Origin of the sequence: Streptococcus sp. 2_1_36FAA (assembly GCF_000161955.2) — a bacterium.
Taxonomy (GTDB): Bacteria; Bacillota; Bacilli; order Lactobacillales; family Streptococcaceae; genus Streptococcus; species Streptococcus gordonii.
Map to the genome: position 1 here is coordinate 88666 of NZ_KI391976.1, position 19862 is coordinate 108527.

16 protein-coding genes are annotated in these 19862 nt (G+C 40.4%); 3 read left to right on the top strand and 13 right to left on the bottom strand.

The window, feature by feature from the left end; translation table 11 throughout:
- Window positions 1–34: 34 nt before the first annotated feature.
- The 7 genes from HMPREF0847_RS08325 to nrdR form a co-directional block, all read right to left on the bottom strand.
- The gene (locus HMPREF0847_RS08325) at window positions 35–685 is read right to left on the bottom strand and encodes a hypothetical protein (RefSeq protein WP_008808518.1); all 651 of its coding nucleotides are present in this window, start codon (window positions 683–685) and stop codon (window positions 35–37) included.
- A gap of 51 nt (window positions 686–736) precedes the next feature.
- Complete coding sequence (locus HMPREF0847_RS08330) at window positions 737–3826, bottom strand: DEAD/DEAH box helicase (RefSeq protein ID WP_020992778.1); 3090 nt, start codon at window positions 3824–3826, stop codon at window positions 737–739.
- Between the two features lie 325 nt (window positions 3827–4151).
- Window positions 4152–5462 (bottom strand): ribosome biogenesis GTPase Der, encoded by a 1311-nt coding sequence (gene der, locus HMPREF0847_RS08335; RefSeq protein ID WP_008808516.1) that lies wholly within the window; start codon window positions 5460–5462, stop codon window positions 4152–4154.
- A 42-nt stretch (window positions 5463–5504) separates the two neighbouring features.
- Window positions 5505–6221, bottom strand: coding sequence for an NADPH-dependent oxidoreductase (locus HMPREF0847_RS08340; RefSeq protein ID WP_008808515.1), 717 nt, complete (start codon window positions 6219–6221; stop codon window positions 5505–5507).
- The gene (dnaI, locus tag HMPREF0847_RS08345) at window positions 6218–7117 is read right to left on the bottom strand and encodes a primosomal protein DnaI (RefSeq protein WP_008808514.1); all 900 of its coding nucleotides are present in this window, start codon (window positions 7115–7117) and stop codon (window positions 6218–6220) included. The genes HMPREF0847_RS08340 and dnaI overlap by 4 nt, the downstream gene beginning before the upstream one ends.
- Window positions 7118–8272, bottom strand: coding sequence for a DnaD domain protein (locus HMPREF0847_RS08350; protein WP_008808513.1), 1155 nt, complete (start codon window positions 8270–8272; stop codon window positions 7118–7120).
- On the bottom strand, window positions 8273–8746 hold the full coding sequence (gene nrdR, locus HMPREF0847_RS08355; protein WP_008808512.1) for a transcriptional regulator NrdR: 474 nt from the start codon (window positions 8744–8746) through the stop codon (window positions 8273–8275).
- Window positions 8747–8924: 178 nt separating this feature from the next.
- Between nrdR and HMPREF0847_RS08360 the strand changes: the two genes are divergently transcribed.
- The gene (locus HMPREF0847_RS08360; protein WP_008808511.1) at window positions 8925–9341 is read left to right on the top strand and encodes a hypothetical protein; all 417 of its coding nucleotides are present in this window, start codon (window positions 8925–8927) and stop codon (window positions 9339–9341) included.
- Between the two features lie 142 nt (window positions 9342–9483).
- Here the strand turns inward: HMPREF0847_RS08360 and HMPREF0847_RS08365 are convergent, their stop codons facing one another.
- The 6 genes from HMPREF0847_RS08365 to HMPREF0847_RS08390 all read right to left on the bottom strand — a co-directional run bounded on the left by HMPREF0847_RS08365 (window position 9484) and on the right by HMPREF0847_RS08390 (window position 17249).
- Window positions 9484–10299, bottom strand: a complete 816-nt coding sequence (locus tag HMPREF0847_RS08365; RefSeq protein ID WP_008808510.1) for an endonuclease/exonuclease/phosphatase family protein — start codon at window positions 10297–10299, stop codon at window positions 9484–9486.
- 17 nt (window positions 10300–10316) lie between these two features.
- Window positions 10317–12509, bottom strand: a complete 2193-nt coding sequence (locus HMPREF0847_RS08370) for a PTS transporter subunit IIBC (RefSeq protein ID WP_008808509.1) — start codon at window positions 12507–12509, stop codon at window positions 10317–10319.
- Window positions 12510–12868: 359 nt separating this feature from the next.
- A complete protein-coding gene (locus tag HMPREF0847_RS08375; protein WP_008808508.1) occupies window positions 12869–13558 on the bottom strand; it encodes a response regulator transcription factor in 690 nt (229 codons plus the stop codon).
- 12 nt (window positions 13559–13570) lie between these two features.
- The gene (gene gndA, locus HMPREF0847_RS08380) at window positions 13571–14995 is read right to left on the bottom strand and encodes an NADP-dependent phosphogluconate dehydrogenase (protein WP_008808507.1); all 1425 of its coding nucleotides are present in this window, start codon (window positions 14993–14995) and stop codon (window positions 13571–13573) included.
- 139 nt (window positions 14996–15134) lie between these two features.
- Window positions 15135–16616 (bottom strand): flotillin family protein, encoded by a 1482-nt coding sequence (locus HMPREF0847_RS08385; protein WP_008808506.1) that lies wholly within the window; start codon window positions 16614–16616, stop codon window positions 15135–15137.
- A 102-nt stretch (window positions 16617–16718) separates the two neighbouring features.
- The gene (locus tag HMPREF0847_RS08390; protein ID WP_008808505.1) at window positions 16719–17249 is read right to left on the bottom strand and encodes a YceD family protein; all 531 of its coding nucleotides are present in this window, start codon (window positions 17247–17249) and stop codon (window positions 16719–16721) included.
- A gap of 97 nt (window positions 17250–17346) precedes the next feature.
- Between HMPREF0847_RS08390 and HMPREF0847_RS08395 the strand changes: the two genes are divergently transcribed.
- Window positions 17347–18216 (top strand): Rgg/GadR/MutR family transcriptional regulator, encoded by an 870-nt coding sequence (locus HMPREF0847_RS08395; RefSeq protein WP_008808504.1) that lies wholly within the window; start codon window positions 17347–17349, stop codon window positions 18214–18216.
- Between the two features lie 339 nt (window positions 18217–18555).
- Window positions 18556–19791, top strand: a complete 1236-nt coding sequence (locus tag HMPREF0847_RS08400; protein WP_008808503.1) for an MFS transporter — start codon at window positions 18556–18558, stop codon at window positions 19789–19791.
- Window positions 19792–19862 lie beyond the last annotated feature (71 nt).

A 19862-nucleotide genomic window follows, 5' to 3' on the forward strand; every position in this document is an offset into this window, starting at 1 on the left:
TAATCTTCTAGATAGATATTAAGGTCTATTGCTACTAAGCTTGATCAAAGCGTGTCAAATTCAATTCAGCCGCAACTTTATTTTCTTTTTTATCGCGCAACTCTTTTTTATTGTAGACTTGGCTAGTCTTCAAAAAATCATAGTTGTTTTTCTTTTCAGTCTTTGGTGCTTCGACTTGGACAACTGGCTCTGCAGACAAATCAGCCACAATATAGTCTTCTTGCTTCAAGTGCTGACCGTACTTTGCAAATTCACCTGGGTTTTCTTTTTGGAAAAAGGCAGTTGGCTGAGCTTTTGTCGTTGTAGACTTCCGCGCAGAAAAGCCAATTTTGCTACGATGTTTTTTTGAAACGGCATCACTGGTCAAGTAGGAAGCAGAGCGTTTCTTTTTCAAATCAGCTCTAGCCTCTTCTCTTGCCACCTCGGCATAACTTTTTTCTTGAACTTTAGGCGAGATGGATTGATTCACCTTGTCGGCAATTACTTGTTTTCGTTTTTCTGACTGTGAAGATGGAATAGGCTGAGCTACCGTTTTACTCGACGAAGAAGAATCAGCAAAAGTCTTCTCCTGATAGTCACCTTTGATATTACTAATAAAGTCAAATTCATCATAGAGATCCATATGAGGAACTTCTGAAAAAATTGCTTCGTTGTCAGAGATTAGAGGAAACTTGGTCTTTGTCATGCTTTTTTCCTTTCAACACTTCATTATAAACTATTCTGGTCGATTTGAAAACTATTCTATTGAAATTCCTAGGATTTCTCGGATATCTGCTAGCGTCAGACTTGAACGTGATTCCGTTCCATCCAAAATAGTAGAAATTAAATTTTTCTTACTTTCCTGCAACTCTTGAATTTTTTCTTCAATAGTTCCACGAGTAATCAGGCGGTAAACTTCCACATTTCTCTCCTGCCCCATTCGATGCGCTCGCCCAATCGCTTGGGCCTCAACGGCAGGATTCCACCAAAGGTCCACCAGAATAACGGTATCAGCGCCTGTAACATTGAGACCTACACCACCAGCTTTCAAGGAAATTAGAAATGCATCCTTTTGACCATCATTAAAAGCGGTTGTCATTTCTTGACGATCCTTAGCCGGAGTAGAACCGGTTATTTTAAATGATTCCATTTCAAGACTTTGTAGTTCCTGCTCAATCAGATCTAACATACCTCTAAATTGAGAAAAAATCAATACTCGATGATTGCTGGAGTGAATTTGTTCTAAAAGCTCTCTCAAACTATCTAGTTTTCCGCTATCCCCCTGATACTCATCTAAAAAGAGAGCAGGGGTGTCGCAGATTTGACGCAGGCGCATGAGACCAGATAGGATCTCTATCTTATCTCGGTTCAGTTCTTCATCCGTTGCAGAGCGCATGCGTTCCTGCATTTGCTGCAGTTGTGCCAGGTAAATCGCCTTTTGGCTATCCTGTAAGTCGTTTCGATAAACGACTTCTGTCAGATCCGGCAATTCTTGAAGAACATCTTCTTTCTTACGGCGCATGATAAAGGGTTGAACATAACGTGCCACTAGATCTGCTGGCATTTTTAAAAATTCCTTTTTAGCAGGTAATAAACCAGGGAGGACAATTTGAAAAATAGACCACAATTCACCCATATGGTTCTCAATTGGCGTCCCAGATAAGGCGAAAGTATTTTTTACCTCAAAGTTTCGTAAGTGCTGAGCAATCTTTGTTCGATCGTTTTTCATGACCTGTGCTTCGTCTAAAATCAGATAATCAAAACTCAGACGACCATATTCTTCTACATCCTGACGAAAAGAGGCATAACTGGTAATCATCACCTGATGTTTTTCAGCTATTAGATTATCCCGAAGAGGCTTGGGCCCATAGACAACTGCTATATCCAAATGTGGAGCAAACTTGCCAAATTCATCCTGCCAGTTGTAAACCAGGCTTGACGGTGCTAAAATCAAAGCATTTTGAGACTCTTTTAACACTGCCGTCAAAAAGGCAATAGTTTGCAAGGTCTTCCCAAGCCCCATGTCATCAGCTAGTATCCCTCCAAAGCCATAATGATTAAGCATGCTGAGCCATTTTACTCCCAGCTCTTGATAGTCTCTCAATTCGGCTTCAACCTGTAAGGATGGTAGTTGAAATTCTTCTGGGTGTCTCAGATCATAAGCTAACTTCCGAAATCCCTCTGAGAAAGAAACATTTTCTTGATCTTCTAGGATATCTGTCAGCTGAAGGGCAGCTAAACGGTTAGTCCTTATCTGACCCCCCTTTAACTTTTTGGCCCTTAATTTTTGCAAGGTTTGACTTACTTTTTTAGTCTCTTCATCAAAAACCAATACCTTGCCTGATTGACTGACAAAATAATCACGAGATTCAAATAGGGCAGATAAGGCGTCGTCCACTTCCGCTGGGTCAATATTGGCAAAATCAAAACCAATTTCCAACAGGCTTCCTTTTGTTTCAATAGCGATCTTCGGTTTTTCTACCTGATAAAGAGCTAATAAACTAGGGCTAATCTCTACTCTTCCTAAGGAGCGGAACTTTTCCATGGTATGAGTAAAGAAAGTATAGACATCCTGAGGCAGTAAAACAGGTCTACGACTTTCAAATTCTGCTTCAAATCCTGCCTGTAGTAAAGTTTGAAACACCTTTTGTTCCATTCTAAAATCGCTGGCAAAAGGAAGGTTATCTAGTTCTTCTTGACTAGCTACAGTTAGAGATTCGTAGGCAAAGACAAGCTTAGCTTCAATCTCACCTGAAGCCAGCAGATCAAAAGAGAAATGAGGCTGAAACTCATGAATCATGAGTTCTTTAGGTGCTGATAAACTACCCATTTTCTTGAATTCTAACAGACTAGTAGCCAGCTTACCTTGATCAGAACTATCAAATTGCAGACGTTTTTTCCTATCTGAATCTATAGGCAAATCTCTCAGGGCAGCCAGTATACGTTGTTGCTGATGATTGAGTTGAAAGAAGGTATCTCCATAAAATAGGAATTCACCATTGTATAAAAGTTTGTAGTACTGTTCAGAAATCACAAGTTCTAAGTAATCATCAGTCTCCTCTAGTTCAAAGGAGAAAATGCCCGCATCTTCATGTAGATCTTGGAAAAAGACCTGCTGGAAATCAAAGACACTATACGCCAAATGGAAACTGTTTAACTCCATCAAGCGTGTCACTCCCTCTTCGAGCAAAGAAGCAGGAAAGGTTATATGTCGGCCAGCATTTTGAAAAATCAAAGAATCATCCTTAGTCGTCAAGAATCCCCGTAAGAACATTAATAGGTCTTGACTAGGTCTGTCAAATTCCTCAAAACGAAGGGGTTCAAAGTAGCTTTTACCAATCTGGTAAGGAGCTTCTTTTTGGATAGTTTGTAAAAAAGCGCGAATATCCCTTACCACATAAGATTTCTCATCTGGTAAACGACTGAGACGCAGAGTCCACAAAAACTCGCCTGTATAAGTATCTTCTTGACCAACTGCTGATAATTGATACTTAGCATTTTCCTGATCCATGGGTAAAATCTTATCTAAAAAGAGACTCCCAAATGAAACCTTTCCTTGTGTCTCTTGCTGACTCGTTTCCTCCAACTCCAACTTAGCCAATACTTCCTTGCCTTCTGCGTCATTTTTTAGGAAATACTCTAGTCCAGCTAAATGGGCGCAATATTGTTTTTTCTGGAAAAATTCACAAGAACAGAACACAGCATCATCAGCCAAACTGTATCTCAAATTATAGTCTGAAACTCGACTATAGATAATCCGATTTTTGACTTCACTAATGCTGATTTGACCTTTTTCATAAAAGCTTATTCCCTCGGTTCGAATTTTCCCTGGAATTAATTTCGCCATACTTACCACCTTATATTTATCTCTCCATTATACCATAGTTTTCAGGCAAAGAAAAAAGTAAGCCTTTTTGCTTACTTCTTTTGTTCTAGATAGGTAATAGACATACCGGATTTTTGATTCTCATTTTTGCTTAATTGGTAGTCTAAACCTTGATAAATAGCGACAAGATCCAGTGACTCCATTCAAAATATTATTTCTCGACAACCTTCATAGCTTGGCCAATAAAATAATTTCTTTGAAACTCAGACACCCCCAAAAATGTAAGAGACAAAATTAATGTTCTACAAAGAAAGCTATGAACCATTAAACTAGAGGAAATCTGTCTCTACTTCCGCTTCCTTGCAATTAAGTGAATTGGAGTACCTTCAAAGACAAAGGCCTTGCGGATTTGATTTTCCAAGAAACGTAGGTAAGAGAAGTGCATAAGCTCTTCTTCATTGACAAAGATGACAAAGGTCGGCGGTTTGGTTGCTACTTGAGTCGCATAGAAAATCTTGAGACGTTTGCCCTTGTCAGTCGGTGTAGGATTAATCGCGATAGCATCCATGATGACATCATTGAGCACTGCTGATGGAATACGGGTATTCTGACTCTGACTGATTTGCTTAATCATGTCCGGTAGCTTATGGAGACGCTGCTTGGTCAGGGCAGAAACAAAGATAATTGGCGCATAAGACAGATACTGGAATTGGTCTCGGATATCTGCTTCCCAATCTTTCATAGTATAGTTATCTTTTTCCAGTGTATCCCATTTATTAACGACGATAACAATACCCTTTCCTGCTTCATGGGCAAAGCCAGCGATTCGCTTGTCATACTCACGAATTCCTTCTTCGGCATTAAGCACCATCAAAACGACATCTGAGCGATCAATGGCCCTCATAGCTCGCATGACAGAGTATTTTTCTGTATTTTCATAGACCTTGCCTGACTTACGCATACCAGCCGTGTCGATCATGGTAAATTCCTGACCTTCACTGTCCGTAAAGACCGTATCAATGGCGTCACGCGTAGTACCGGCAACAGGACTGGCAATAACCCTATCCTCACCTAGGATGGCATTGATCAAGCTAGACTTGCCGACATTAGGCCGGCCAATCAGACTAAACTTAATCATATCAGGATTTTCTGCCACTTCTTCATTTGGAAGATTTTCAACGATGGCGTCAAGAACATCTCCAGTACCAATCCCGTGGACTGAAGAAACTGGGAATGGATCGCCCAAGCCCAGCGCATAGAAATCAAAAATCTCATTGCGCATTTCGGGGTTATCCACCTTGTTGACCGCCAAAATAATTGGCTTATGGGTCTTGTAGAGCATGCGAGCCACATACTCGTCCGCATCTGTGATACCTTCCTTGCCAGATACGACAAAAACGATGGCATCTGCTTCGTCCATGGCAATCTCAGCTTGGTGTTTAATTTGCTCCATAAAAGGCGCGTCAACATCGTCGATTCCGCCCGTGTCAATAATACTAAACTTGCGGTTAAGCCAATCTGCTGTCGCATAGATTCGGTCGCGGGTCACCCCTTCGACATTTTCCACAATGGAAATCCGCTCACCGGCAATCCGATTGAAAAGCGTTGATTTGCCGACATTGGGACGGCCGACAATGGCAATAGTTGGTAAGGCCATGTTTTTCCTCTTTCATTCTTTAGGACAGAGCCAAACTCCGTCCTATTTTTCTAATTTCTTTTCTTTGAATAGTTGATCGATAGCTTGATTAGGCTCCTGACCAAATTGAGCAGCTAGACGCTGACTCCAAGTTTCCTTAGCTCGCTCGCCGGCATATTCAGTCTGAACGCGGTCATAGGCTTGAATAACAGAATCATCCTGTTCACGATATTCTTCCTCAAAGACTACTGCTTCATAAGGCAGACGTGGCTTAACTGCATGGTTCTGGTCGGGAGTTCCCAGAGCTATCCCAAAGACTGGATAAGTGTAGTCTGATAGCTTAAAAAGCTCTGCTATTTGACTGGCAGCATATCGAACCAGCCCAATGATTACCCCACCAAACCCTAAACTTTCAGCTGCTAAGAGAGTATTTTGACCAACCAAAGCAGCATCTACTGAGCTAATTAGGAGATTCTCCGTCCCCTCAGGGTAAAAGTCTTCCGTGTGCAATTGAACTCCCTTTTGAGCTCGATTGAGGTCGCCGACAAAAAGCAGGAAGGCCGAAGACTGCCGAATGGCTTCTTGGGGCACCAAGTCAAAAAGGGCCTCTTTTTTCTCTTTGCTTCGCACCACAATGATAGAATAGGACTGGAAATTCTTCCAGCTGGACGCTGCTCGCCCAGCATCAATGATGGCACGTAATTCCTTATCCGAAATCTGCTCCTCCGTAAAGCGGCGAACAGACGTGTGAGACTTCATCAAGTTAATCGTTTCATTCATCGGCGGTTCTCTCCTTCTAGGCGTACCTCCTGAGCCAGAAACTTAATTCGCTCCATAACTCGCTTGGCCTGCCAAGTCTCATCGCCATTCTTAGAGCTGGCAAAGTGACGCTCCAAATCCGCAAAACTAAAGTTAGAAGTAAAGAAAGTTGGCAGATTTTCCTGCATGCGGTGCTGGAGAATGACCTGCAAAATCTCATCCCTCATCCAAGGACTGGATTGCTCTGCACCAATATCATCCAAAATCAGCACTTGAGCTGTCTTGACCTGGTCAATCTTCTCCTTGACCAAGCCAGAACTGATTGCATTCTTAACATCCAGAACAAAGCTTGGGTAATGTAGAAGAGTCGTTGAAACACTGCGCTTCTCTGACAAATCATGCGCCAGAGCAGCCATCATGTAGCTTTTTCCGACTCCAAAATCCCCATAGAGATAAACAGCCTTCTGGTAATGCGGAAACTCAGTAGCAAAGTTGGTCAACAGTTCAAAAGCTTTATCGCGACCAACATCATCGAGATCTACCTGTGCTAGACTTGCTTCCTTGAGACTACTTGGCAGATTGATCAGGTTAAGCCTACTCTTAATTGCTTCATTTTTTTGCTGCTCGACCAGCTCAGCTGTCTCTTCATAGGAAACATCCGCATAGCCTGCATTTTTAATTAAAATCGGTTTGTAGCCTTTCGCAATATAAGCTTCATCCCCCAGTAGAAATCGTTTTCGTTCACTGATGTACTGATTAAACTTCGAGATGCTACGGGAAATTTCAGATTGACTGAGTTTTTCTTGCTTAATAAATGCTGCCACATCTGGATCTTCTACGATTTGACGAACCAACTCCTCATAGTTGAATTGACGAGCAGGATTTTTATGTGAAAGGGTCTCTCCAATCTTTTCCATCTAGTCACCTCCTTGTTCTAATTTAGCAAGCAAGCGGCGTTTTTTCTCTTCAAGCTCAGCCTGCTTCTCTGCACTCGTTTCATTTTTATAATCCGGCTGGCTCCATTCAGGAACATTGCTTTTAGCAACTTTCTGGCTAGATTTAACTGGTCTACTCTGACTTTGTTGGTTTCGCTCGCGGATTTTCAGAACAGCTTCCTCAGCACTAGTCACCTTTTGATAGGCAAAATCATTGGCGACTTTTAGAGCGTACTTCTCATTTAGATTGGCTGAATCAACCTTATTTAAAGTCAGAAGTAAGACAATATTGATGACCTCATCTAAAAGACCTAACTTAGCCAAGTCCAATAAAAGCTGTCTTTCTGATTGGGTAATTGTTGCCTGACGCTTTTTTTTAAGCTCTGCTAAGAAAAGCATTGGCACCTTACTTTTGGCAGCGCGGATTATGATTTGTTCATCCTGAGTAAATTTCTCATCGACACGTTTTTGAGCCAATTTTTGCTTCATACGCTTGACAGAAATAACATGTGAAATCGCGGTTTCTCTAGCCAAGACATAGGTTTCATACCAGGTCCAATTTTGTTGCTCAGCAATAGCAAACAAATCTAGTAAATCTTCTTTTTCATCAGCAAAACGTAAATTTTCCTGAGCCATTCTTCGCTTAAAGTTAGTCAGGTCAAAGTCTGCTTGCTTCTTCTTAATCACTCTGACTTCATCTTCCACATCAAAGACTGTCGATAATTTCCTAGCCAAAGGCTGACCCTGAGGCTGACCTTCCATTAAATCTTCAACAGCCGTTTCACCAATTTTCTTTTCTAAAAGTCGTTTGTAAACGTTATGCTGGAAAAATTCATCCGCCGAAAGCAAACTAAAAAGTTTGATCTGATAAGTCGACTCTCCTTGATAGAGTTCTAGCAAGTTCATGGCACTTAAGCGTTCAAAGCTCGTCTTTAAGACTTCCATTCCCATATTTAGATGATTCAAAATATGGCCAAAGGTATAGGTCTGACGACCGTTGTCCCAAAAAGCCAGACAGTACAGATAGAGACTGACTGCTTCTCGACCAATAATCGGCAGATAAAGACGGATCAGATTGTTTGTATCTTGACTAACCAGATTGTTTTTCAAATAAGAAAACTGATCGTTTGGCCTCATCTATTCTTCTCTCTTCTTTTTTACACCCTTAGTAATTTGCTGAAGCAGACTTTCTAATTCACCAACATCTTTAAAACTACGATAAACACTGGCGAAACGAACATAGGTAATCTCATCCAATTCAGCTAGTTCATCCATAACAAGATTTCCGATAAAGTCACTGCTAATTTCATTCTCACTGCTACTTCGTACTTTCTGCTCAATGCGATTGACCAAAGCTTCTATCTCATCACTAGATACTGGCCGTTTTTGAGCAGAGCGAATAATGCCATTAAAAATCTTGTCTCTTGAAAATTGCTCCCTAGTCCCATCTTTTTTGACAACGACTAGGGTTCTCTCTTCTACCCGTTCATAAGTTGTAAATCGATGCTGGCAATCTTCGCATTCACGACGGCGACGAATAGTATTTCCATCCTCAGCTTGACGGCTATCAATAACACTGGATTTGCTCCCGCCACATTTTGGACAACGCATACGATTTCCTCCTCAAATCTTAATACTCTATTTTACCATAATTTTGCCCATAACAAAAGTAAGGCAAATCTAAATTAGTACGCAGAACTATTAAAAGTATTTCTCCTACATTTTATACTAAAAAAGGAATCCTCTTATGTTATAATGCTAGAAAATTATCTCTGTATAGGAAAAAATAATGAAAAAAAGAAAAATGCTCATCCTTGCAATCGCATCAACTCTTATCATAGGAGGAACAATTGTGGCAGTTAAAAATAAAGATTTATTCGGCGGAATTGATCACCAGAAATATCAAAGCACCAAAGAAAAGCAGTTGGCTTATTTGAGGAAGCATAAAAAAGAAATAGAAGATTTTGTAAAATCTTTAAATCCTAAAGTGGAATCTGTACAGATCAATTGGAATGAAACCAAGTGGGAAGAAATTGGAAATGGTACACCGCAAGGAGGAGGTGAAGTTGTAATCGTTGGAGGCAGCTTCAATAACATAGAAGGATCGACATGGCAATTCATGTTTGAAATTAAAGATGGACAAATTATTTTTGATACCATGATGCAAGGAAGCCCATTGCGAGTAGGAGGTAGAATTTTTGACTAATAGTAATTTAAAAAATTTTGACAATTTCTCCCAAAAAGATATTCTCTTATATAAAAAAGTTCCAAGTTGAACTGAAACTCGAAAGTTAGGCTTTTAAGCTAACCTCGCTAGTACAGTTCATTTAACTTGGAACTATTTTTTTCTAAAATTTTGCCTCTACTTCTATACCAAAATGGTCACTGACAACGGGGGTTTCCTTTCCGTCAAAGACCACAGCAGAGCTTTCAATTTGGATGCCTTGACTTGTAAAGATATAATCAATCTTCAGAGCATCTTGGTTGCCATCCCAGCCAGCAATGGCGCCTTCAACTGTTGCCTTACCACTAATCTTTCGAGCAACCTTATGACTATCCTGCAATTTGAGTGGGCTTTTTAAGATATGCTGATAGCCTTCGTAATCAACAGGATTGTTAAAATCACCCATGAGAACCAGAGGAGTTTTGACCTTGACAAGCTCTTCTTCAAGCTTAGACCACTCCCCTTGGAAGCCCTTGTCCCACCAAGATAGATGGCAAGAGGCGATAGTCATCAATTGACCCTCTACCTCAGTCTCCGCTAACAAGACCTTACGGGTATGATAATCCCTAGGATCATTCACTTCTGAGACCAAAACTTCTTTAGGAGTCAGAGGATTCTTGGATAGAATCGTCACCCCTTCATTGTAAATGTCAAAACCGATATGATTATAAGCCCAAGACCAATGATAGTCCAGTCCTGCTTCAGTCAATTTTTTTACCAAGCAAAGAGCAAAGTGATCCTGATGAATCGCAATCGCTCCTTCAACTGCCTGATAAAAAGGAGCCTGAACAACCTGTTCAGACTCCATTAATTGATTGACTTCCTGCAGGCAAATGACATCATATTTTTCTTGAAGAATGCGTTCTGCAAGCTGATTTAGCTTAGTTTCTTGCTCTTCTTCCATCCAACTATGAGTATTTAATGTCAGGAATTTCGCCATGATTTCTCTTTTCTATTTTACAATTCAACCTTGGCAACAACTGTCTTAGCAGATGCTTGACCAAGTTTTTCTACAGTCACAGACTTAATAGCCGCCGCGTTTGTGAAGACAACAACTGTTGAAGTTTCACGACCAGCTGCCTTGATAGCTTCCAAATCAGCTGTCACAAGTAGATCACCTGCAGCAACCTTTTGGCCTTCTGAAACATGAACTTCAAATGGTTTACCTTCTAAGCTGACAGTGTCTAAGCCGATGTGAACCAACACTTCTAAACCATTTTCTGTCAAAATACCTAAAGCATGTTTCGTAGGAAATACGCTTGTTACAGTACCTGAAATAGGTGAGTAAATCTTACCATTTTCTGGCTCAACAGCAAATCCATCTCCCATCATCTTTTGTGAGAATACTGGATCTTTAACATCATCAATTGCGATGACTTGACCATCTGCAACAGTTTCTACTTCTTCTGTTACACCTTTGTAAGCAACTTCAGTAGCTGCTGATTCTGCTTTTTGACTTGGAAGAGTTTCAGGAATCACTTCACCAGAATCCAGCAAGTCTTGAATATCAGATTTAAGAACATCAGCTTTTGGTCCATAGATAGCCTGAACACCTTGACCTTTCATAACCAAGCCCATAGCGCCTTCAGCTTTCCATTGCTCTTCAGTTCCAACTTTTTCAGCATCCTTGACAGTTACGCGCAGACGAGTCATACAAGCATCTACATCAACTATATTAGCACGACCACCTAGCAAATTGATAACATTGACTGCTTGAGATGCTTCTGCAACCTTGCCACTGCCAGCTTCTGATGAAGAAGCTTCATCTGATCCATCTGCAGTTTCATAGTTACCATTGCGTCCTGGAGTTGCGTAGTTGAATTTCTTAATCATGAAGTTTGCAATGAAGTACATTGCTACACCAAAGAGAATTGTTACCCAAATGAAGTTGATGATATCTCCACCAAGACCAGCATTGATTGCCATTGGTGTACGAGTTAAGAACTCAATAGAACCGAATGAGTGCACACGTAAAGCAACAATATCAGCCATTGCAAAAGCAGCACCTTGAACAAGTGAGTAAACCAAGTAAAGTGGAGTCGCAACAAACATGAACATGTACTCGATTGGCTCAGTAACCCCAGTCAAGAAGGTTGCCAATGCAGTCGCAATCATCATACCTTTATATTTGTGCTTCTTATCAGCATCTACATTGCGGTAGATAGCTGCAGCTACCCCAATCAAAATACCAAATGAACCAATCATTTGTCCAACTTTAAAGCGGGCTGGATGGTATGCTTCAAGCAATTGATTGTAGCTTGCCATATTTGAACCTTTAAGGTTAACAAGGTCAGTTACCCAAGCAAGCCAAAGTGGGTCTTGTCCGAATACTTGTGTACCTTTTGCAGCACCAGTTAACACTTCATATGTTCCACCAAGAGCAGTATAGTTCATTGGGATTGTCAACATATGGTGCAATCCAAATGGAAGCAAGAGACGTTCCAAAGTACCATACAAGAATGGCGCAAAAACCGGCGCAGTATCTTGTGAATTAGCGATCCAAATACCAAAGTTATTGATTCCAGTTTGAATAACTGGCCATACAAATGAAAGTGCAATCGCAACAATCGCAGAACGCAAAATTACAACAAATGGAACAAAGCGTTTACCGTTAAAGAATGAAAGTGCGTCTGGCAATTTACGGAAGTTATAGTATTTGTTGTAAGCAGTTGCTCCAACAAAACCAGCAATAATTCCGACAAATACACCCATGTTTAGGGCAGGCGATTCTAGAACGCTGATAAAGTAATCAGAAACCTTAATTGTTCCACCTAAAAGAGTGTGAACAGTTGCATCTGGTTTTTTTAGCAGGTCACTAGTAACACCAAACATCACACCAGTGATACGGTTAATCAGGATAAAAGATAAACCTGCAGCAAAGGCACCACCGGCACGTTCTTTAGCCCAGCTTCCCCCAATTGCAAGAGCAAATAGAACGTGGAGGTTCCCAATAACACCCCAACCGATTTGCTCTAAAACACCACCTGTCGTTACCAACACACCAAAATTAGGATTAATCATTGGAAGCGACTTACCAATACTAATCATTAGACCAGCTGCGGGCATAACCGCAACGACCACCATTAAAGCTTTACCGAATTTCTGCCAAAATTCAAAGCTAAAAATGTTCTTGAATGAATTTTTCATCATCCAGACCTCCTTCTTTTTTACAAACTTCTATATGAAATCGTTTGCATTGCACACTACTATTTTATCACTTTTTTTAATTTTGTAAAGGGTTTTCATAAAAAAAATTAAATTTTATTATTTCCTCTTTTATTCTCACTTTTTTTACCCTAATTTTCATCTACCCGCAAAAAAGTTGATTTATCAAGCTGTGTGAGGTCTGTGATCAACATAATAATATAGATTATGACCTCTTTTTTGTCTTTCAACTAGTAAACCCAATCTATTAATTTTAAGCAAACGATTGCGTGAATTAATCTAATTTCGACTAAAAATCATATTAAAAAACTCCAATTCTCAAAGAATTAGAGTTTTATCATAGATCAACCCTGCATGGAATAACCAATTCCACGAACGGTTTTAATATAACTTTCTTGTCCCGGAAGATCGATTTTACTACGGAGGTAACGAATATATACATCCACTATATTCGTTTCAGATGCACTTTCATACTTCCACACTCGGTCTAACAGTTGCTCACGGCTCATCACCTTATTACTGCTCATTAGAGTCACTAGTAAATCGTACTCTCGTCTCGTCAAAGCAATAATTTCATCCCCTCGATAAACCGTATGATTTTTCAAATCAACCCGCAAATTACGATAAGCAGTAGGAACTTTTAACTGGCTACATTTCTGATCAATAAAATCTCGTCCACGAAAGATAGCAGATATCTTATCAACCAAATCACTGATAATAAAGGGTTTTACCATATAAGAAACTGCAAACTGCTGAATCTCTTCAGCCGAATCCGCAATTTCCTCTCGGCTCACCATTACAATGATTACTGCAGCTGGTTTTAATAAACTTAATTGTTGAGCAAAGGCAAAGGCTGTTCCATCAGCAAACTGATTATTTAGTAAAAGTAAATCATAATCGTTTTCCTTTGCTAGAGCTAGTCCCTCTTGCCCTGTTTCCGCTAGGTCTACTTGATAACTTTCCTTTTGTAATTCCAGCATGATAAATCGTGCTAGATTCTTTTCATTTTCAACTAATAAAATCCGCTTCGCCATTGACCTGTCGTCCTATTTTTCGTCGTACCAAGAATAGTGGAAGGTACCTTCTTTGTCTTTACGTTGATATGTGTGTGCTCCAAAGTAGTCACGTTGTGCTTGGATCAAGTTAGCAGGTAGATCTGCTGAACGATAGCTATCAAAGTAAGTAATGGCTGCTGAGAAAGTTGGCACTGGAACACCTGCTTGAACGGCAAGAGCTACGATATCACGCACAGATTGTTGATATTTAGCTGTTACATCAAGGAAGTATTCATCCAAAAGCAAGTTAGCTAAGTCAGCATCACGGTTGTAAGCATCTGTAATCTTTTGCAAGAAACGAGAACGGATGATACAGCCATCACGCCAGATTGAAGCAATATCCGCAAATGGCAAGTTCCAATTGTTTTCACGAGAAGCCACACGCAATTGAGCAAAACCTTGTGCATAAGAAATGATTTTTGAGAAATAAAGAGCTTGACGGATCTTTTCGATCAACTCAGCTTTATCTCCTTCAAATTTGAAGGTAGATGGTTTTGGCAAGACTTTGCTGGCATGTACACGTTCTTCTTTGTAAGCTGAAATATAGCGGGCAAACACAGACTCAGTAATGAGTGACAATGGCACGCCTAAGTCAAGTGCTGATTGGCTAGTCCATTTACCAGTTCCCTTGTTACCTGCAGCATCAAGGATATAGTCTACGATTGGCCCCTCTTGGCCTTCATCGTCTTTACGGCTCAAGATATCAGCAGTGATTTCAATCAAGTAGCTATCAAGCTCGCCCTTGTTCCACTCAGTGAAGATTTCAGCCATGTCTTCTGCAGAAAGTCCGAGCAAATGTTGCATGAGGTCATAGCTTTCTGCGATTAATTGCATATCTCCATACTCGATACCGTTGTGGACCATTTTCACATAGTGACCCGCTCCGTCAGGGCCGATGTAAGTCACACATGGTTTGCCATCTTCAGGTGCTTTAGCAGAGATTTCTTCAAGAACATCTGCTACCAATTCATAAGCTTCTTTTTGTCCACCAGGCATGATAGAAGGGCCTTCGAGGGCACCTTTTTCACCACCAGAGACACCAGTACCGATAAAGTTGATGCCTGAGTTTGCTAACTCTTCGTTACGACGGATAGTATCTTTATAGAAAGTGTTTCCTCCGTCAATCAAGATATCACCTTTATCCAAGTGAGGAAGAAGTGCTTGGATAGTCGCATCTGTACCAGGTCCAGCTTGAACCATGAGCATGATACGGCGAGGTTTTTCGATTGAGTTTACAAAGCTTTCAACGTCATAGCTTGGCACAAAGTTCTTTTCAGGATGGCAAGCAATCACGTCTTCTGTTTTGTTCGCTGAACGATTGTAGATGGCTACTGTATAGCCACGAGATTCAATATTAAGAGCAAGGTTACGACCCATAACGGCCATACCAACAACACCAAAATTTGCTTTAGTCATTTTTTTCTCCTATAGTTAGTTGGTTTGTTTTATTTTATCATGTTTAAGCTATAAAATAAAGAATTTATCTTGAAATGTTCGAAGAGGAATAATCCCTGAGTAAAAATAGGATGAAGGCTGGCCTCATCCTAATCATTTTTTATTTCTTGTCATCAGTCGTAATTTCTTGAGCTTCAATCACTGGCTGTTCATCTTGTTTAAGCTTGTTGACAGTCATATTAACACCAAGAGCGCCTGCTAGGAGTTGGCGGATATCGAAGCCTGCACCTTGCGATACTTGGTCAATACTCTGCATGATATCACCAACCATCTTAGAAGCATTGCCTTCACCATACATGGTGATTTTGTCCACTTTAGTAAGCGGCTCTGCTACAGCACGGGCAATTTCTGGCAGTTTGTCTACAATCATCTCAGTAATGGCAGCTTCCTGCATCTTCTTCATGGCTTCTGCTTTTTTATCCAAACCTTGAGCCTCTGCTTCTAGCTTAAGACGAATAGCCTCCGCTTCAGCACGTCCCTTGGCTTCAATGGCTTCAGCTTCTTGCAATTGTGCAAATTTTTCAGCCTCGGCTTGAGCCTTGCGAGCCTCTGCTTCTTTTTGAGTTTCAAAAAGTTCTGCTTCAGCTTGACGTTGACGCTCAATCAATTGCGCTTCTGCTGCTTGTTGACGAGAGTATTTTTCTGCCTCAGCCTGTTTGCGGATGTTAGCATCCAGTTCTTGCTCACGAACCTTAACTTCACGTTCCTTGACTTCAGCTTCTTTCTCTTGCTTCATGATGTTAGCTTCAGCAGCCACGCGCTCTTGCTCACGACGTTGAATTTCTGCCTCAATCCCTTTAGCTGCATCAGCCTTAGCTTGCGCAATATCTGCTTCCTGCTTGAGGGCTGCTTGCTTCAGTTTCAACTCATTTTGCTTTTGAGCAATTTCCAAGTCAGCAGCTACTCGCTTGTCGTTAGCCAATTTATCCTGCTCAGCTTCTACTTCCTTGCGCTCACGTTCCGCTTTGGCCTTTGCAATTAAGGCATCTTTTTTGATGGTTTCGACATTTTCAATACCGAGATTATCAATCACGCCACCTTCATCTGAAAAAGATTGGACAGTAAAGGCAATGACTTCTAATCCCATCTTAGCCAAATCAGGAGCTACATTGTCCTGCACTTTTGAGGCAAATTCCTGACGGTCATTGACCATCTTACGCAACTCCATCTGACCAATTACTTCCCGAAGATTTCCTTCCAAGACATCTTGAACAGAGTTAGAAATGTCAGTTGTATTCCAATTAAGGAAGTTTTCTGCCGCACGGGCAATCATTTCGTCAGTCGTTCCAATTTTCAGCTTCACAGCTGCATCAGCTCGCACATTAATGAAGTCTAGAGTTGGCACCGCCTCAGACGTACGAACATCTGTTGAGAACTGCTCAATATCCAGATAAGAGCGTTGTTCAACAAAAGGAATCATAAATCCAGCCTTACCTCGCAAATGGCGTTGTTTGCGAAGTCCTGTGATGACGACTACTTCATTTGGTCGAGCATTGACATATCCCTTAGCCAAAAGAACAAGTACAATAACTAAAATAATTGCACCGAGGATCAGCCAAGTTGGAAAGAAAAATGTATCCATAATAACTCCTTTTTCGACAAGAAAGCTTGTCCAATTTATTTTATTATCTTAGTATACCAAATTATCTTTTAATTCCAATTTTTTTCTAGAAAATTTTATCCCTCATTCATCAAAAAGACCTTGTAAACCTGCAAATGGACTATTCTCTTCTTTTTTATCCGCTTGGTACTTCTGATAATCTTCCTCCGTCATAACCTGCCAATCTCTTCCTGTTGGCAAGTCTGAACCAGCCTCTTCAGCAGCTGTCAAAACTTTTAGGGGAATATTCAAAAGGATATTGTCAGCTACACTTTCTGCAACATTTATCTCACCATTTTCAATGGGAAGCACCAGATCCTGATCAATCATTTCCTGAGAAGCGACTTGTCCATCTTCCATAAAAATTTCATTAACCAGGTAAGATTCTTTTCGCTCCACGGGCTCCATACTGCGACTAGAAGCCAAAGTAATAGTATAAGAAAGTTCATAATCTAAGAAATAGAGTCCATCCTCATACTGGACTCTCCCACTAGCAACAATATCCTGAACATCTAAAATCTCAGCATTGCGTTCTTTTAATTCTTCAGCCAAGTCTAGCTTCTTTTCAAAAGCCAAACCATCTGGATTTTTGCGAATTTCTTGTATATTTAACATAAGTTCCTCTTTGTTTTTTCTTTTATTATATCATGTTTAGTCGCTCCGCTGTTATTGAAAATTATTTTGTTATAATAAATGGCAAGGAGGGAAGACAATGGCACAATTAGGGCAAGTTTTTAGATTTTTTCGAGAGGCAAGGCACATCTCTTTATCTGAAGCCACTGGCGGAGAATTCTCAAAGTCCATGCTTTCCCGCTTTGAAAATGGGCAGAGCGAGCTATCAGCTCAGAAACTTTTCAGCGCGCTCAGCGCCATTCACACAGAAACAGAAGAATTTACAGTTGCAGCTGGCATCCAGGATCATCATTCTCATAAGGAACTCTTAAACCAAATTCAAGAACTGCTCCAAACCAATCAGCTCAACTTATTAGAAAAACTTTATCTAGAGAAGAAAAAAATCAGTCAAAAAAGTAAAGAGTCTAATGATTGGGTTGAGCGCCTGATTGTTAAGGCCTACCTCTGTGCCCTCAAGGAATCTGAAAAAGCTAGTCCAGACGAGCTAGATTTCCTCCATGATTATCTCTTTTCAGTTGATATTTGGGGTCGCTATGAACTGAAGCTTTTTTCTATCTGCACTCCGGTTTTATCTCTAGACTTGTTTTCCCAATACACCAAAGAAATCCTCTCAAGAAATGATTTTACAGCCTTATTTGCCAATAATCGCAACACCTTGCATACCACTTTTTTAAATGGTTATCTTCTAGCCATCAGTCAGGAAAATATCGCCCATGCAGACTATTTCCAACAAGTCATTGAGCGACACTTTTATGAAGAAAATGAGACTTACTTTCGAATTGTCTACCTCTTTGCTCAGGGAGAGTTAGCTTGTTTGAAAGGACAAAAGAAAGAAGGGCTCGCCCAGATGGAAAAAGCAGTCGATATTTTCCAAATCTTGAACTGTCAACATAGCGCTGATTACTACCAAGAAGCTCTCGAAGCTGCTTTTCAAAAATATAGCAAATAAAACAAACCTCCACTTTTAAACTCGCCGATTTTGAGTTAGAAAGTGGAGATTTTTTGATATTAGACGATCTCTAGCTTACCAATTTCAACAACTTCCATTAAATTCGTTGAATATATGCAACATTTTCTGCTTCTTAAATCTTTTATTTTATACTGAAACTAGAAAGAGCTCTCGCAAGTCGCTTTTAGAACCTGACCACTTACCTAAGAGACTTAACCACTTGCGGAAAAGCTATTGAAATCAAGACTTTTCCTGCTATAATCAAAACTATCAAGGCCTTGTAGTTATTGACTATTTTTGAAAAATCTTTCAAACCATTCATTACTAAAGGAGATTTTTATGAAACTTGCCTTACGGAATAAATTATTTTCTTTTATTAGCCTCTCACGAATCTTCAACACCCTGGGAGCTTCTATTTTCAATATTGTTTTTGTTGTATTTGCGTCTAGCATGCCCAGTCCCAAGTTTGCTATTGCTGTGGCTAATTTTATCGTCCTGGTTCCGACTTTCTTTACTATCTTCGTCGGCATCAAAGCAGATAAGACCATCCATAAAGCTCGCTGGCTGATTCATTTTGGTTATGTACAAGCCCTGCTATTTGTTCTTGTCGCCTTTATGACTCGCTCTAGCTCATATCTAGCCTTTTCAGTGGTCTGCTTCATGAATATTCTTTCTGATATTATCAGCGACTATCGAAGTGGTCTGCAAATGCCAATTTTGAAAAAGAACATTCCCGAGCAAGATCTAATGGAGGCCTTCTCCTTTACCCAGCTTATCAGTTTTCTTTGTAGCTTAGCCGGACAAGCCTTAGGAGTTTGGCTCTTGGCAATCAGCCAACAAAACTTTTTCCTAGTAGCTCTAGTCAATTCTTTGACCTTCCTTCTCTCCTCTACTACCCTCTATCTAGTCCGACGTCGATTGACCCATGATCCGGTAACCATTTCTGAGAATAAACCTCCTCTCAAGGAAGAACTGAAAAAAATGTATACATCTTCCAAACTCATCTTTGAGCAGGAGGGATCTAACAACTTTCTCAAGTTGCTGGCTCAAATCTTGGTCATTAACGCTATGGCAGGTTCTCTTATAGCACTTTATAATCTCTATTTGCTAGACAACCCCATCTTTCATCTATCTTTTAGCCAGTCGCTCTTGATTCTTCAGACGACGCTTGTCCTAGCCATGATCATTGCTAGTTTGACTCCCAACGATTACTTCAGCCGTCTATCACTAAATCAGCTCATCATCTGGGCCGCTGTTATGATGATTCTGCTTGCTATCAGCAACTTCTTACATCTGCCCGTTTTCGTCGGTATTACTTTTGGATTTTTTCTTGCTTATGCTTCCGGCAAGATCAATCCCAAAATCAACACCCTCTTGCTAAGTAAGCTACCTTCCGATGTTCTCGCTCAGACTTCCAGCTTTCTGAGTTTGCTCTTCTCCTTCTCCGTTCCTCTGGGAACTATGATTTTCTCCAGTCTAGCTCTTTGGAATATGAATGCTAGCTGGCTAATCTTCAGCTTTATCGGCGTGATCGCTCTGCTCTTATCTATTGAAAAAAAGAAAGAGATAAAATAAATCCGATGAATGCAATTCTATTGACTTTGAGTTAAAAGCACTCTTATTTTAGACAGTAAAAAACGACAACT